Origin of the sequence: Pseudarthrobacter sp. CCNWLW207, from assembly GCF_037203945.1 — a bacterium.
GTDB lineage: Bacteria > Actinomycetota > Actinomycetes > Actinomycetales > Micrococcaceae > Arthrobacter.
The window spans coordinates 107322-122957 of sequence record NZ_JBBCBS010000001.1 but is presented as its reverse complement, the minus strand read 5'-3'; the positions used below and the strand labels follow the sequence as shown (position 1 = coordinate 122957).

11 protein-coding genes, 1 tRNA gene and 1 pseudogene are annotated in these 15636 nt (G+C 64.5%); 11 read left to right on the top strand and 2 right to left on the bottom strand.

Annotated features, from left to right (window positions below):
• Positions 1-53 precede the first annotated feature (53 nt).
• A pseudogene (locus V9L17_RS00420) lies at positions 54-1103 on the bottom strand (AAA family ATPase); the annotation flags it as partial.
• 163 nt (positions 1104-1266) lie between these two features.
• Here V9L17_RS00420 and V9L17_RS00415 point away from each other — a divergent pair.
• The 5 genes from V9L17_RS00415 to V9L17_RS00395 all read left to right on the top strand — a co-directional run bounded on the left by V9L17_RS00415 (position 1267) and on the right by V9L17_RS00395 (position 7470).
• The gene (locus V9L17_RS00415) at positions 1267-2172 is read left to right on the top strand and encodes a TatD family hydrolase (protein WP_337350035.1); all 906 of its coding nucleotides are present in this window, start codon (positions 1267-1269) and stop codon (positions 2170-2172) included.
• A gap of 282 nt (positions 2173-2454) precedes the next feature.
• Positions 2455-3612: a transglycosylase family protein gene (locus V9L17_RS00410; RefSeq protein WP_337350034.1), complete on the top strand. Its 1158-nt coding sequence runs from the start codon at positions 2455-2457 to the stop codon at positions 3610-3612.
• A 162-nt stretch (positions 3613-3774) separates the two neighbouring features.
• On the top strand, positions 3775-4647 hold the full coding sequence (rsmA, locus tag V9L17_RS00405; protein ID WP_337346607.1) for a 16S rRNA (adenine(1518)-N(6)/adenine(1519)-N(6))-dimethyltransferase RsmA: 873 nt from the start codon (positions 3775-3777) through the stop codon (positions 4645-4647).
• Positions 4644-5606, top strand: a complete 963-nt coding sequence (locus tag V9L17_RS00400) for a 4-(cytidine 5'-diphospho)-2-C-methyl-D-erythritol kinase (RefSeq protein WP_337346606.1) — start codon at positions 4644-4646, stop codon at positions 5604-5606. Before rsmA ends, V9L17_RS00400 begins: the two co-directional genes overlap by 4 nt.
• 37 nt (positions 5607-5643) lie before the next feature.
• Complete coding sequence (locus tag V9L17_RS00395; RefSeq protein ID WP_337346605.1) at positions 5644-7470, top strand: ABC-F family ATP-binding cassette domain-containing protein; 1827 nt, start codon at positions 5644-5646, stop codon at positions 7468-7470.
• A gap of 314 nt (positions 7471-7784) precedes the next feature.
• Here the strand turns inward: V9L17_RS00395 and V9L17_RS00390 are convergent, their stop codons facing one another.
• Positions 7785-8411 carry a TetR/AcrR family transcriptional regulator gene (locus V9L17_RS00390; RefSeq protein ID WP_337350033.1) on the bottom strand — a complete coding sequence of 209 codons (627 nt, stop codon included), beginning with the start codon at positions 8409-8411 and terminating at the stop codon, positions 7785-7787.
• Between the two features lie 124 nt (positions 8412-8535).
• Here V9L17_RS00390 and V9L17_RS00385 point away from each other — a divergent pair.
• The 6 genes from V9L17_RS00385 to V9L17_RS00360 all read left to right on the top strand — a co-directional run bounded on the left by V9L17_RS00385 (position 8536) and on the right by V9L17_RS00360 (position 15599).
• A tRNA-Gln gene (locus V9L17_RS00385) sits at positions 8536-8607 on the top strand.
• A gap of 124 nt (positions 8608-8731) precedes the next feature.
• Positions 8732-10213, top strand: coding sequence for a bifunctional UDP-N-acetylglucosamine diphosphorylase/glucosamine-1-phosphate N-acetyltransferase GlmU (gene glmU, locus V9L17_RS00380; protein WP_337346603.1), 1482 nt, complete (start codon positions 8732-8734; stop codon positions 10211-10213).
• Complete coding sequence (locus tag V9L17_RS00375; protein WP_337346602.1) at positions 10213-11193, top strand: ribose-phosphate diphosphokinase; 981 nt, start codon at positions 10213-10215, stop codon at positions 11191-11193. The genes glmU and V9L17_RS00375 overlap by 1 nt, the downstream gene beginning before the upstream one ends.
• Before the next feature lie 283 nt (positions 11194-11476).
• Complete coding sequence (locus V9L17_RS00370) at positions 11477-12073, top strand: 50S ribosomal protein L25/general stress protein Ctc (protein WP_337346601.1); 597 nt, start codon at positions 11477-11479, stop codon at positions 12071-12073.
• Positions 12074-12149: 76 nt separating this feature from the next.
• Positions 12150-12740 carry an aminoacyl-tRNA hydrolase gene (gene pth / locus V9L17_RS00365; protein ID WP_337346600.1) on the top strand — a complete coding sequence of 197 codons (591 nt, stop codon included), beginning with the start codon at positions 12150-12152 and terminating at the stop codon, positions 12738-12740.
• Between the two features lie 120 nt (positions 12741-12860).
• Positions 12861-15599 carry a helix-turn-helix transcriptional regulator gene (locus V9L17_RS00360; protein ID WP_337350032.1) on the top strand — a complete coding sequence of 913 codons (2739 nt, stop codon included), beginning with the start codon at positions 12861-12863 and terminating at the stop codon, positions 15597-15599.
• The last annotated feature ends 37 nt before the right edge of the window (positions 15600-15636 follow it).

The window sequence follows — 15636 nt, the reverse complement described above, 5'->3', positions numbered from 1 at the left end:
GGTGGCGTGCCCGGCGCCGGCTTGGCCCCGAACCGGGTCGCGGCGTCGGCCAGGTCCTGGCTGACGGGAAGCCTGTTCAGGATGCCGCGGATGACGCTGTGTGGGGTCTCCCCGGCACTGGCGGCCTTGCGGTCCAGGATAATCCGGTGGGCAAGGACAGATTCGGCAACGTTGACCACGTCATCGGGAAGCACAAAATCACGTTCGTCCAGGGCTGCCGTGGCCTTGGCCGCGCGGAGCAGCTGCAGCATCGAGCGAGGACTGGCGCCCAGTCTGAGCAGGGGACTCTCACGGGTGGCCCTGCCCACGGACACGGTGTATTCCTTGACGGCCTGCGATACATAGACCTTCTGGACAGCGGCAATCATCGCCGCGACGTCTGCGGCGGTGACCACGGCCGAGACCTTTGCCAGCGGCGACGTGGCTTGGTGGGTTTCCAGCATTTCGATCTCGGAGTCCTTGTCCGGATAGCCCATGGAGATACGTGCCATAAAGCGGTCCCGCTGCGCTTCCGGCAGGGGATAGGTACCCTCCATCTCGATCGGATTCTGCGTGGCGACCACCATGAACGGCTCATCAAGTTTGTAGGAGTGCCCGTCCACGGTGACCTGGTGCTCCTCCATGCACTCCAAAAGCGCGGACTGTGTCTTGGCCGAGGCCCGGTTGATTTCGTCACCAATGACGATGTTGGCGAACACCGCACCCGGGCGGAATTCGAACAGGCGGGAAGACTGGTTGTAGATGGACACGCCGGTGACGTCGGACGGCAACAGGTCAGGGGTGAACTGGATCCGGCTTACTGTGCAGTCGATGGTCCGTGCGAGGGTCTTGGCGAGCAGCGTCTTGCCGACGCCGGGCACGTCCTCAAGCAGGAGGTGGCCCTGGGCCAGAAGGACGGTCAGGGCCAGCTTTGCGGCCTCAGACTTTCCATCGATGACTGTATTGATCTCGTCCAGGATGCGCCGGCTTGCAGAGTGGAAGGCGGCCGCGTCCATCGCCTGGACCTTGTGGCCGTTCAGCTGCGTGACCGGTTCCGCAATCCCTGCGAAGGTCCGGCCTGCGGTTTCGATCTCATTGACGGCCGTGCGTCGGTGGGAGTCCATCGGCAACCTTTCAGCCCGGTATCGACTGGGACGGGACAGCAAGCCTGCCTTCGCCCGTCGGTGGGCGTTCGCATCTGTTGGTAACAGACTACTAACAGAACTGCCGTGCCTGACAGAGAGTTCCCGTAATTCTCGGTGCATCGGCCGCCGCTAGGCTAGTGGGATGTGCAATTCGCTGATTCCCGCCGCCTACCGTACCGCCGGGACGGACGGTTCAGCCTCGGTTGCGGCTGCTGGCGGGCGGGCCTTTCCGCCGGCGCCCGAGCCACTGCCGGTCCCGGTCATGGACAACCACACCCACCTTGATTTTCCCGACGGCGCGGGGCCAGTGGGGATCTCCGCTGCCTTGGATGCCGCCCAGGCTGTCGGAGTGCAGGGGGCGGTCCAAGTGGGCTGCGACCTCGAATCCTCCCGCTTCACCGTGGAGGCAGTAGGTCAGGACAGCAGGCTGCTGGGTGCTGTGGCACTGCACCCCAATGACGCCCCGGATTACGCCGCCCGCGGCGAGCTGGAGGACGCTTTGGCGGAGATTGAGCGGCTTGCAGCCCATCCCCGCATCCGGGCTATTGGCGAAACCGGGCTGGATTTCTTCCGCACGGAAGGGGAGGGCCTGGTGCATCAGCGCTACTCGTTCAGGCGCCACATAGACATCGCCAAGAGGCTGGGCCTGACCCTCCAGATCCACGACCGCGACGCCCACGATGACGTTGTTAAGGTCCTGCGGGAAGAAGGGGCTCCCGAGCGCGTGGTCTTCCACTGCTTTTCGGGGGACGAGGAGTTGGCCCGAATCTGCAATGCGGAGGGCTGGAACATGTCCTTCGCAGGCACCCTGACCTTCAAGAACGCCCACAATCTTCGGGCGGCGCTCGCAGTGGCCGAACCGGGGCTGGTGCTGGTGGAAACCGATGCGCCCTTCCTCACCCCGCACCCGCACCGTGGCCGGGCAAACGCCAGTTACATGGTGCCGTACACGGTCAGGGCCATGGCTGATGTGACAGGAGCCGACCTTGCGGGGCTTTGTCAGCAGATTAGCGAAAATACCGTGCGGGCTTACGGATCCTGGGACTGAGACCGCGACCATAGACTGAGGACCTGCGAATACCGGGTATGCAAAATTCTTGGCCGCTTTATAACGCTACGGTTACAGTGGGTAACTATTAGCCGGGGTCGGGGAAGGCCTTCGGATAATTCACTTCATCCGCTGCAGGATCATGAACGGCCGTGATGCCGCATGCCTGCCGCGTGGAGTGTGGCGGCGCAAAGGTGCCCGGAGCTGACCTCAGGGGTTCTGCGCCGGGTGTTTTACTGCGTTTTTCCCCGTGCCCGGATGGTCCTAAAGTTACGGGCAATCGTGGTCAAGCTTTTCACATCTGACGGCAAGTTCAGTTTCGTCAAGGTTGGTACCCAGCTGGTGGTGCTTTGCGCGCTCGTGCTCGGGCTCGTCGCCTTTGTCGGAAATAACAAAACAATCACGCTTAATGTCGACGGCAAGGTCAGTTCAGTCCAGACCTTCGGCGGCACAGTGGGCCAGGTTGTCAAAAGCGCAAAACTGGACCTGAAGCCGGCGGACCGGGTATCGCCGTCCGTCGACGAGACCGTTGAAAACGGCACCGTTATCAATGTGAACATGGCCAAGGCCGTGAAAGTCAGCCTCGATGGCTCCGAAAAGACCGTCAGCACCACGTCCCCGGACGTCGCCGGACTCGTGACCGAGCTCGGTGTGGCCAGTTCGTCGTCCGTGTCCGTTCCGAAGGACGCCCAGCTGGCCGTGGACGGATCGTTCGTCTCCATCACAACGCCCAAGAACGTCAGCATCGTTGCCGACGGAAAAGTCACCACGACAACTACCACCGCCTCCACAGTGGAGGCCGTCCTTGAGGATGCAGGCGTGAGCCTGGGCGTGAACGACCGGAGCTCGCAGCCGGGCAACGCCCCCGTGGTAAACAACATGGTGGTCAAGGTTTCCCGAGTGGATACCGGCCAGACGGCGGCAACCACGGAGGACGTCAAGTTCGAGACGATGACCTCCGAAAGCGCCGATATGTTCAAGGGTGAGAAGAAGGTGACCCAGGCTGGCGCCGCCGGAAAGGTTGAGCGGACCTTCAAACTGGTTCTGGTTGATGGCCGCGAGGCGTCCCGCACACTGGTTTCCGAGACGGTGACCGTTCAGCCTGTGACAGAGCAGGTCACGGTGGGCACCAAGGCGAAGCCGGCAGCCACCACCACCGCTGGCACAAACACCGGTGCCGCTGCCCCGGCCATGATGAATGAAGCCATGTGGGACAAGATCGCCCAGTGCGAGTCGGGTGGCAACTGGTCCATCAACACCGGCAACGGCTACTACGGCGGCCTCCAGTTCGACATCCGGACATGGATCGGCTCGGGCGGCGGTGCCTACGCCCCGAACGCCAGCCTGGCCACCAAGGCCCAGCAGATTGACATCGCCAACCGCGTGTACGCACAGCGTGGCCTCCAGCCGTGGGGCTGTGGCTGGGCGGCCACCAGCTAGGACCGTCGCTCCCGATTCACGGGCCAACCCTGCCGTGGCAGCCGACCACAGCCGCGCCGGGCATGACTGAACAATCAACGTAATGGCCGGCCCCGGACTACCGGGGCCGGCCATTACGTTGATTCCGCATGGCGGGTATGGCCGCCGGGATAGGATACCTAGGTGACTGAACCGAGCCCCGCCGCGCCCGCACCCCTCTTCGGTGCCTCCGACATACGCCGGCTGGCGGAAGAGATCGGAATCCGGCCCACAAAGACTCTCGGGCAAAATTTCGTCATCGACGGCAACACCATTCGCAGGATCGTCTCAGTTGCCAATATCGGAGCTGACGAGACGGTCCTGGAGGTGGGTCCTGGGCTCGGCTCCCTGACGCTGGGGCTGCTGGACGCCGCAAAGTCGGTAGTCGCCGTCGAAATTGATCCGGTCCTGGCCGCGAAGCTGCCCCACACCGTTACTGAATGGCGGCCAGGGGCCGTTGACGACTTCCACCTCGTCCAGGCTGACGCGATGAAGGTGACGACGCTGCCCGTGGAACCGACCGCGCTCGTTGCCAACCTTCCCTATAACGTGGCCGTACCAGTGGTCCTCCATCTGCTTCAGCACTTCCCGAGCCTCCAGCACGGCCTCGTGATGGTGCAGGACGAAGTGGCCGACAGGCTCGCGGCAGGACCGGGATCCAAGACGTACGGGGTGCCGTCCGTCAAAGCCGCGTGGTACAGCAGCATGCGCAAGGCCGGGGTGATCGGCATGAACGTGTTCTGGCCTGCACCTAAGATCCACTCCGGGCTAGTGGCCTTCACACGGAGGGAGCCGCCTGCCACCACTGCTACGCGGGAACAAGTCTTCGCTGTGATCGACGCTGCATTTGCGCAGCGTCGCAAGACCCTGCGGGCAGCCTTGGCCGGCTGGGCGGGTGGGGCGGCCGAGGCCGAGCGCTGCCTGGTGGCAGCTGGCGTCGATCCCACGGCCCGGGGCGAAGTCATCGATATCTTAGCCTTCGCAAGGATTGCCGAAGCCCGCGAGGCCACCGCGTGAATGCGCTTGCAGGACGGTTCGCCGCGCGGACCGTCCGCGTTAAAGCCCCGGGGAAGGTCAACGTTTCCCTGGATGTGGGCCCGCTCCGCCCGGACGGTTACCATTCGGTTGCCAGCGTGTACTTGGCGGTCTCTCTTTACGAAGAGGTCTCCGCCACCAGCATGGAGGCCCCGGGCATTACAGTCAGCATCAGCCCGGACAGCACCCTTGACCTCGACGGCGTGGACATCCCGCTGGATGAGAACAACCTCGCCTACAAAGCCGCTGCCATCATGGCCGATGTCTCCGAACACGCCACGGGGGTCCACCTCGAGATCACCAAGCGCGTGCCGGTGGCTGGAGGCATGGGCGGTGGTTCGGCGGATGCTGCCGCGACGTTGCTGGCGTGCGATGCGTTATGGAACAGCGGCCTGTCACGGGAGGAACTGGCCCACTTGGCGGGGGAGTTGGGTGCCGACGTTCCGTTCTCCCTGCTGGGCGGGACGGCCGTGGGCCTGGGCCTGGGCGACGAACTCTCGCCGGCGCTGGCCAAGGCCCAGACCGACTGGGTGCTGGTGGCAGCTGAGTACGGCCTCAGCACCCCGGAGGTATACCGGACCCTGGACAGGCTTCGCGAGGCCGAGGGCGTTGTGGCAGCCGAGCCTGACGGCGTGGATCCCAAGATCCTGCAGGCACTGCGCAGCGGAGACGCCGAAGCGTTGAGCAGGGTGCTGGTGAACGACCTGCAGCGTGCTTCCATTGAACTGGCCCCGGACCTCCGCAGCACGTTGGGCATGGGCGAATCGCTCGGTGCCATCGCCGGCATCGTCTCAGGCTCGGGTCCCACTGTGGCCCTGCTGGCCCACAGCCCGGCGGCGGCCGAAAGCCTCGCGGAGGACCTGCTGCACCACGGTCTTACGGCCTGGGCTGTGCACGGGCCCGTGCCGGGTGCCCGCATCATCTCCGATACCCTCCTTTAAGAGCCCTCTTCGTATTAAGCAGTAGAAAGCAGTTCCCTTGGCACACCTTCTTGGCGGCGAAAACCTCACGGTTTCGTACGCGACGCGCACCGTCCTGGACGGCATCACCCTCGGACTTGAGGAGGGCGACCGGATCGGCATGGTGGGCCGGAACGGCGACGGCAAGTCGACGCTCATGCGCCTGCTGGCTATGCGCTCCACCCCGGATTCCGGCCGCGTGACCAAGCGCAGCGAAGTCAACATCGGATACCTGGACCAGAGTGACGTACTCGACGGCGACCTTACCGTCGGTGCTGCGATCGTTGGCGACCAGGCCGACTACGAATGGGCCCGCAACCCCCAAATCCGCGAGGTCATGGGCGGACTGGTGTCCGACGTCGACTGGCACGCGAACGTCCACGCCCTGTCCGGTGGGCAGAAGCGGCGGGTGGCGCTTGCCAAGCTGTTGATCGAGGACCATGACGTCATCATGCTCGACGAGCCCACCAACCACCTTGACGTCGAAGGCGTCGCGTGGCTGTCCCGGCACCTGAAGACCCGGTGGCGGGCCAACCAGGGCGCCTTCCTCGTGGTCACGCACGACCGCTGGTTCCTCGACGAAGTTTGCACCAAGACCTGGGAAATCCATGACGGCATCATGGACCCGTTCGACGGCGGCTACGCAGCCTACGTCCTGGCCCGCGCCGAGCGTGACCGCTCGGCCACGGTGATGGAAAGCAAGCGCCAGCAACTGGTGAAGAAGGAGCTGGCGTGGCTGAGGCGCGGCGCCCCTGCCCGCACGGCCAAGCCGAAATTCCGGATCGAGGCAGCCAATGCCCTGATCGCCGATGTTCCGGAGCCGCGCGACTCCACGGCACTGAGCAAAATGGCCACGGCCCGCCTGGGCAAGGACGTCCTGGACCTGGAAAACGTGTCGCTGGACTACCTTGGCGGCGACGAAGGGCAGAAGCTCTTCGACAACATCACCCTGCGGCTTGCGCCTGGTGAGCGGCTGGGCCTGGTAGGCGTCAACGGTGCCGGCAAGACCACCCTGCTGAAGCTCCTCAACGGCCAGATCGAGCCGTCCTCCGGCAAGCTGAAGCGCGGCAAGACTGTGGTCACCGCCGTGCTGACCCAGGAAGTCAAAGAACTCGACGACGTCTCGGACCTCCGTGTTATCGAAGTGATCGAGCGCGAGAAACGGTCCTTCAACGTGGGCGGCAAGGAATTCACGGCTGGCCAGCTGGTGGAGCAGCTTGGCTTCACGAAGGAGAAGCAGTGGACTCCGGTGAAGGATCTTTCCGGCGGTGAGCGCCGGCGCCTCCAGCTGCTGCGGCTGCTGGTGGGGGAGCCGAACGTGCTGATGCTCGATGAGCCCACCAACGACCTCGACACGGACACCCTCGCCGCCGTCGAGGACGTCCTGGACGGCTGGCCGGGAACCCTCGTGGTGGTGAGCCACGACCGCTACCTGCTGGAGCGCGTCACCGACCACCAGATGGCACTCCTGGGTGACGGGAAGATCCGCGCCCTGCCGCGTGGCGTGGACCAGTACCTGGAGCTCCGCGAATCAGCGTTGGCCGGATCCACCATCACCGGCGGCGGCAATCCCGTCACCGGTCCGAGCGGCAGCGCAGCTCCCGCATCCTCCGGAGCCTCCGAAGCCGAAAAGCGCGACGCCCGCAAGGCCAAGAACCGGATCGAACGCCAATTGGGCAAGCTCGAACAGCAGGAAAAGAAGCTCCACGACCAGATGGTCAAAAGCACCGCGGAGAACGACTTCGATGCCCTGGGCGAGCAAAACAAGAAGCTCAAGGACCTCGCCGGTGAACGCGAAGCGCTGGAACTCGAATGGTTAGAGGCCTTGGAAGTCCTCGGCGAATAGCCTGTTGGGCGCCACCTTGCCGCCGTGGAACAGCAGGCCGCCCACGCGGAACCTTCTGCAGGTTGGGCGTGGGGGTGCCTGGCGGCTGATCCCCAATGGAACCTTCGGCAATCGCGGGGCAGGGGGTCTTCGTGTAGTCGCGCATCGCGGCGCATCGGGCGCTGGAGGTCGCTCAGCGACCGCAGGTGCCCCTATGCGTTGTGTCTAAGCGACGGCGAAGGGCCACTGCGCCGCCGTGGTGACCACGGACGACGGGGAAGGGCTGTCCGCGCCGCGAAGGCAACCACTGAGGCTTGCAAAGCCGGCCGGAAGACTCAGCCCTCGGACGTCAGCTCCGGTTCCTTCTTGAGGCCTGTGAGGCCGTTCCAGGCGAGGTTGACCAGGTGTGCCGCGACCGTGTGTTTGTCCGGCTGGCGGCTGTCCTGCCACCACTGGCCGGTCATGGCCACCATGCCCACGAGCATCTGCGCGTACATGGCGCCGTCCTCGGCGCTGAAGCCGCGGCGGTCGAATTCGTCGGAAAGAATGTGTTCCACCCGGGCGGTGACGTGGGACAGCAGCGTGGAAAAGGCGCCTTCCGGCTGGGACGGCGGGGCGTCCCGCATCAGGATGCGGAAGCCGTCGGTGCGGTCCTCGATGTAGGTCAGCAGGGCGAGGGCGGCGCGCTCCACCATGATGCGCGGCTTGGCTTCTTCGGTCAGGGCGGTGTTGATCGCGTCGAGCAGGATGCGGAACTCGAAGTCCACTACCTCCGTGTACAGGCCTTCCTTGGAACCGAAGTGTTCATAGATGACCGGTTTGGATACCCCGGCGCAGGCGGCAATCTCCTCAATCGTTGTTCCGTCGAGCCCTCGGATGGCAAAGAGCCCGCGTCCCACCTCGATCAGCTGGCTGCGCCGCTGCAGGCCTGTCATGCGAATCCGAGGAGGGTTGTTGGTCACATTTCCATCATGCCTTACCGTCGGGCAGCGCCTCGATGAGGGCGGATTCTGGCCGATGTCGCATCGGGCCCCGAACCCATGGCAAAATAAATACTTGTGCCCGGGCCTCGTGCCGGCGGCATGGTCCGCTCTGGTGTAATGGCAGCACCCCGGCCTTTGGAGCCGTGGAGTATAGGTTCGAATCCTATGGGCGGAACTGCTGTGCGATGACCGTCCAGTAGGATGAACTCGGTGCCGCACCAGGCCGCCGGCCCGGCCGGCACCGCGGCGGCGCACGGCGCACGCAAGCACCGCGCAAACAAAGCAAGGAGAGCCCGTACGTGATCCCCGAGACTACCGGCCCAGCCGCCGTCATCGTTCTGGCAGCAGGCGCCGGTACCCGGATGAAATCCCGTACCCCCAAGATCCTCCACGAAATTGGCGGCCGCTCCATGGTGGGGCATGCCTTGCTGGCCGCCCGCAGCATCAACCCCCGGCAGCTGGCCCTTGTTGTCCGGCATGAGCGTGACCTCGTGGCCAAGCACCTGGTGGACCTTGACCCGGACGCCGTCATCGTTGACCAGGATGACATTCCGGGCACCGGCCGCGCCGTTGAAGTTGCGCTCCACGCCCTCGACGCACACCAGCCGCTGACCGGCACGGTCGTTGTCACTTACGGGGATGTTCCGCTTTTGACCGGCAGCCTGCTGGCCGAGCTGGTTGCCACCCATGAACGCGAATCCAACGCGGTGACCGTCTTGACGGCTGTGCTGGACGACGCCACCGGCTATGGCCGAATCCTGCGCGGCGACGACGGAACCGTCACCGGCATCCGTGAGCACAAGGATGCTTCCGAAGCAGAGCGCCTCATCCGCGAGGTCAACTCCGGCATTTACGCCTTCGACGCCGGTGTCTTGCGCGACGCGCTGGTGCACGTCACCACCGAGAATTCGCAGGGCGAAAAGTACCTCACTGACGTCCTGGGGCTGGCCAGGCAGTCGGGCGGCCGGGTCGCCGCCGTCGTCACCGAGGACCGCTGGCAGGTTGAGGGTGCCAACGACCGCGTCCAACTGTCGGCGCTCGGGGCAGAACTCAACCGCCGGACAGTCGAGGCCTGGATGCGGGCCGGCGTCACCGTGGTAGACCCCGCCACCACCTGGATCGATTCCACCGTCACACTCGATGAGGACGTCCGGATCCTGCCCAATACGCAACTGCACGGCGCCACCAAGGTGGCCCGCGACGCCGTCGTCGGCCCCGACACCACCCTGACGGACGTTGTGGTGGGTGAAGGAGCAAAGGTGGTCCGCACCCATGGTTCCGGCGCGGTGATTGGAGCGGATGCCGCCGTCGGGCCTTTCACGTATCTCCGTCCCGGCACAGTCCTGGGCGACACCGGCAAAATTGGCGCCTTCTACGAAACGAAGAACGTCACCATCGGCCGCGGCTCCAAACTGTCCCACCTGGGCTATGCCGGCGACGCCGAGATCGGCGAGGACACCAACATCGGTTGCGGCAACATCACGGCCAATTACGACGGCGAGAAGAAGCACCGCACGGTCATCGGCTCCGGCGTCCGCACAGGTTCCAACACAGTGTTTGTGGCCCCCGTCACCGTGGGTGATGGGGCCTACAGCGGTGCCGGCGCCGTGATCCGCAAGGACGTACCGGCCGGCGCGCTGGCAGTGACGCTCGCCGCGCAGCGAAACTCGGAAGGCTGGGTCCTGGCCAACCGGCCCGGCACACGCTCCGCAGAGCTGGCCCAGGCGGCCACCGAAGATTCCTCAAGTACCCAGGCACCTACAGAAGAGGGCAAGCAATAATGAGCGAAATTACGGCGCACGGCGAGAAGAAGCTGGTGCTTGCCGCGGGGCGGGCACATCCCGAGCTTGCCCGGGAGATCGCTAAGGAGCTGGGAACCGAGCTGCTGCCCATCGACGCTTACGACTTCGCCAACGGGGAAATCTACGTGCGCGCCGGTGAGAGCGTCCGCGGCACGGATGCCTTCGTCATCCAGGCGCACCCGGCACCGCTGAACAACCACCTGATGGAGCAGCTGATCATGATTGATTCGCTGAAGCGGGCATCCGCCAAGCGCATCACCGTAGTTTCGCCGTTCTACCCTTACTCCCGGCAGGACAAGAAGGGCCGCGGCCGTGAGCCGATTTCCGCCCGTCTGGTCGCAGATCTGTACAAGACTGCCGGTGCTGACCGCATCATGAGCGTTGACCTGCACACTTCCCAGATCCAGGGATTCTTCGACGGCCCCGTTGACCACCTCATGGCCATCCCGCTGCTCGCTGACTACATCCGCACACGGGTTGCCGCGGATAACATCACGGTCGTCTCCCCGGACACCGGACGCGTCCGGGTGGCCGAGCAGTGGGCGGAGCGCCTCGGTGGCGCCCCGCTGGCCTTCGTGCACAAGAGCCGCGACCTCACCGTTCCAAACCAGGCAGTCTCCAAAACCGTTGTTGGCCAGATCGAAGGCCGCACGTGCGTCCTGATCGACGACATGATCGATACGGGCGGAACCATCTCCGGAGCCGTCCAGGTGCTCAAGAACGCCGGGGCCAAGGATGTCATCATCGCCGCGACCCACGCCGTCTTCTCCGACCCTGCCGCCCGCCGGTTGTCCGAGTCAGGCGCCCGCGAAGTGGTGGTCACCGACACCCTGCCCATCCCTGCCGCCAAGCGCTTCCCCCAGCTGACGGTGCTGTCCATCGCGCCGCTGATTGGACGCGCCATCCGCGAAGTGTTCGACGACGGATCCGTCACGAGCCTGTTCGACGGCAACGCCTGATTCTGGTGATGGGGCCAGCCGTGACCCGGTTGGCCCCATCACCGCCTTGTCCGTATTGTGCCCCGTTTTCAGGAATTGGGCCCGGCGCTGATAAGCTGTTCCACGAAACCTTGGCGAGGGAGAGCACCTGGTTGCCGTTCTGCGGACATCAGATTGCAGGTCTCCGTTATCGACTGGGTCTGAACCTCCCTTCTTGAAGGGCCGCCCGCGGGCCGCCCGGCGTTGAAGGTCGCAACAGACCTCCGCCCTTGCTGAACACCGTTTAGTCTTCAAGGAGAAACACATGTCTGAGCAGAAGCTCGCAGCAGAAGTACGCACTGAATTCGGCAAGGGCTTCGCCCGCCGCGCCCGCATGGCCGGCCAGATCCCGGCTGTCATCTACGGCCACGGTGCAGAGCCGATCCACATCACCCTGCCGGCAAAGGCCACCACCCTGGCCGTCCGCACCGCCAACGCCCTGCTGTCCCTGGACATCAACGGCGAAGGCCACCTGGCACTCGTCAAGGACGTCCAGCGCGACCCCATCAAGCAGATCATCGAGCACATCGACCTGCTGACCGTCCGCAAGGGCGAGAAGGTCACGGTCGACATCCCCGTCCACGTCGTAGGCGAACTTGCCCCGGGCAACGTCTACAACCAGGAACTGACCGTTATCTCCCTCGAAGCCGAGGCAACCCACCTGCCCACCGCCGTCGAGGTGAGCATCGAAGGCCGCAGCGCCGGCGAGCACATCCACGCTTCCGACCTCGTTCTTCCCAAGGGCGCTGTCCTGCTGGCCGATGCTGACGCCCTGGTTGTCAACATCTCCGAAGCCACTGAGGTCACCGAAGAAGAGGCATCCGAAGGCGCCACTGAGGCTTCCTCGGCAGCAGCCGAGTAATTTCGGACCGCAGCAGCAGTGGCCGGATCCCCCACGGGATCCGGCCACTGCCGTTTTACCACCTTAGGATTGACGCATGACTGACACGTGGCTGATCGTTGGCCTCGGGAATCCCGGGACCGAGTACAAAGGCAACAGGCACAACGTAGGCCAGATGGTCCTGGATGAACTAGCCAGCCGGATCGGCGGCAGTTTCAAGACGCACAAGGCCCGGGCCCAGGTACTCGAAGGCCGCCTGGGGATTGGTGGCCCCCGCGTTGTGCTGGCCAAACCCATGAGCTACATGAATGTTTCCGGCGGCCCCGTCGCAGCGCTGGCCAATTTTTACGGCATCGGACCGGACCATGTCGTTGCAGTGCACGACGAGATCGACATCCCCTTTAATACGGTCAAACTGAAGTCCGGCGGTGGGGAAGGCGGGCACAACGGATTGCGCGACATGTCCAAGGCCCTGTCAACCAAGGATTATCTGCGGGTCCGGGTTGGGGTCGGACGGCCTCCCGGGCGGATGGACACCGCCGACTACGTCCTTCGCGACTTCGGCACGGCTGAGCGCAAGGAGCTGCCGTTCCTGCTGGATGAAGCGGCAGACGCCGTGGATGTGCTGGTCAGGGAAGGACTGACCGTGGCGCAGCAAAAGTTCCATCCGGCAAAGTCCCAGTTGTAGCAAAAAAAACTTAATCGCCAGTTAGCTGTCTAGTAGTCAGTACCTCGGGGTAGTCTTCTTCCTAAGCGGGGGAGCGATGGGGCTTTATCTCCGCTAGGGCGGGATCTAGGGGATAAGTTCATGTCAATCGAGCCACTCAGCTGGGGACGTGGGTCAACGCTCAACGACGTTGAGTTGCCCACGGACACGGCTGCACAGTCCGAGCACCAGAGATGGTCCGTCCCTGCCCGGAGTGCCAACCTCGAAGCCGTACGCACAGCGCTGACGAGCAAAGATTCCTATGGCGTGATTATCACCGGTGGCAGGGGAGTGGGGAAATCCTCCCTGGCCAGGACCGCCGTTGCCGAGTTGGGCCCGGATATCTGGGCTCTCCAGCTGCGCAGCGGCCACCCTGCCTCGAAGACCCCCTACGGCTGCCTCTCCTTTTTACTGGCACGGCTTCCCCAGGCCTACATGGGTTCCCCGACTGCCATCCTCCGGGGCATCACGTCCCTGATCAGGAGTGACGCAGCAGGCCGGCCCTGCGTTATCACCCTGGACACGGCGGGGAGCATCGACGACATGAGCGCCGGTGTCCTCCTGAACATCCTCCTGACCGGGACAGCCAGGATCGTCGCCGTGGCCCCGAAGAGCAGTGACCTGCCCGCAGACTTCCATTGGCTGCTCACCGAGCGCCGCCTGACCGAAGTCAGGCTGGACAACCTGAACGAGCTTCAGACCCGCCAGGTGCTGTTGTCTTTGCTGGGCCATCGCGTTTCCGCGTCGCTGGTGAGCATCTACCACAACATGGTGGGCGGCAATCCGCTGTTGTTAAAAGCGCTGGTGACGGAGCAGCAGCTCTCCGGGAACCTGGTGCTTTCAGATTCTGTGTGGACACTGCGGGACAAGGTGGTGCTCGACGGCGCCGCAAGCCTCGACGACATTGTGCGTTCCAGATGGGCGAGGAAGACTCCTGAGACACGGGAGGTCATCGAAATGCTCTCGTGTGCCCGGAGCGTGGAGTTGTCCGCCCTCACATCGATTTTCGGTGCCGGCATCGTCGCTGATATGGAAGACGCGGGCCTCCTGGATATCGATGGCTCGGACAGCCGCTGGGTATCGCTCCGCGAAAAGTACCTTGGCGACGTCGTCCGCTCCTGGCTCAGCATCGCCCGTCGCAGGGAACTCCGCTCCCAGCTCCTGGGCGGCAAGGAACCGGACCCGGGCTCCATGACCGTCGAGGAGCTGATGGCGTTTGCTGCCTGGACCCGGGAATGCGAGGCCGAACTCAGCCCAGCGATGGCCCTGGCTGCCGCCGAAGCGTCCATTCAGCTCTTCGATCCGCATTCCGCCCTCGCCTACGCGGAGACCCTGACCAGGGGTGACCCCCAGTGGGTGCCCGGTCAGCGGCAGAAGGCCGCAGCGTACCTCCTGTTGGACCTCCCGATCCAGGCCATGGCTGCCCTCGACGACATTACGCAGCCGCAGCTGGACAACCTGGATGCGGATGAATACGCCCAGGTTGTGGCCGCTAAGGCCAAAGTCATGGTTTGGCTGCCCGAACACACCGGAAGGGTCCCGGGCCTGCTTGAGGAGGCAAGGACACGGCTGGGCGTAGGCCCGGAACTTGCCAAGGGATGGCCCTCCCCCCTAGCCATTGCCGCCAACCGCATCAGCCTCAGTGAATTCGAATACAAGGCTTTCGTGGGCGACTTCGCGTCCATGGTTCCCGCGCTCGAAGCTGCCTCCGACGCCACCCGCAACCCGGACGTCTCGTTCAGGATGAATGCCTCAATCATCCTAATGACTGCGCTGTCATTGACCGGGCGGGAAATGGACGCCCTCAGCCTGATGCGGACGCTCGGTGGCCAGATTTCGGACGCTGCCCAGATCGTTGGCCTGCGCGAGGAATACACCAGCCGCGCCTACTTTGTCCTGCTGATGGCAGGGCAGTGGCGGCGCTGCATCGACCTCCTGGACCCGCCGGCGGTGAAGGATGCGCACCGTCTCCCGTACCGCAGCGCGGCCACTGAGTTGGCTGCCGGCATCGCGTATGTGTACAGCGGAAGGGGAGCGGCCGCTCTGGACCCGCTGCTCTCCGCTGCGGCCCAGCTCGAACTCCGGCCGCTGCACAGCTCCCTGCGTTCCGCATACGCCGCGACCGCGTTGGCCTACGCCCAGATTGGGACCGCCGGCCAGTCCCGCAGGTACCTGGAGAAGCTCCAGCGTACGGCAGGTCCTTGTGACTTCATGACCGGAAGCATTATCGAATTCTGCTCCGACATGGCCGGCAGGTGGCTGGGGGAGCACGACGCCGCCGCCCGCCTCAAGGAGTCCGCTCGCCGGAACATCGAGGCGGGACGGTTCACCGTTGCCGGGATCAGTCTGCTGGGAGCAACGGTCAATGGCACCGACGCCGACTTCAGGCTCCTGGAACAAGTGGCGGGGCATCGGCAGGGACCGTTGGCGGAAATCTCCCGCCTGATCGCCGTGGGCAGCAGGACGAAGGATGCAAAGACCCTGCTGGCCGGCGGAGAACTCGCGGCAACCCTGGAACTGGACGCCGTGGAAGCACGGTGCATGGCCCTTGCCGTGGACTACGCCCGGCAGGCAGGGGACTCCGTGTCGGCAAGGACTGCGCAGGCACGGCTGGATATACTGGCTGCCACTGTCGCCAACCTTCCGATCGTGCCGAGCACCGGCAGCCCCCTGCTGACAAGCCGGGAGCGCCAAATTGCACGGCTGGCCGGAAGGGGAGCGTCAAACCGGGACATTGCGCTGGAGATGGGTGTCTCGGTCCGTACCGTTGAAGGCCACCTGTACCAGGTCTTCACCAAACTCGGAGTTACTTCCAGGGGTGATCTGACTGGACTCGTCTAATGGCCACGCACCAAGATCAGGCGCATCGTCCCGACTT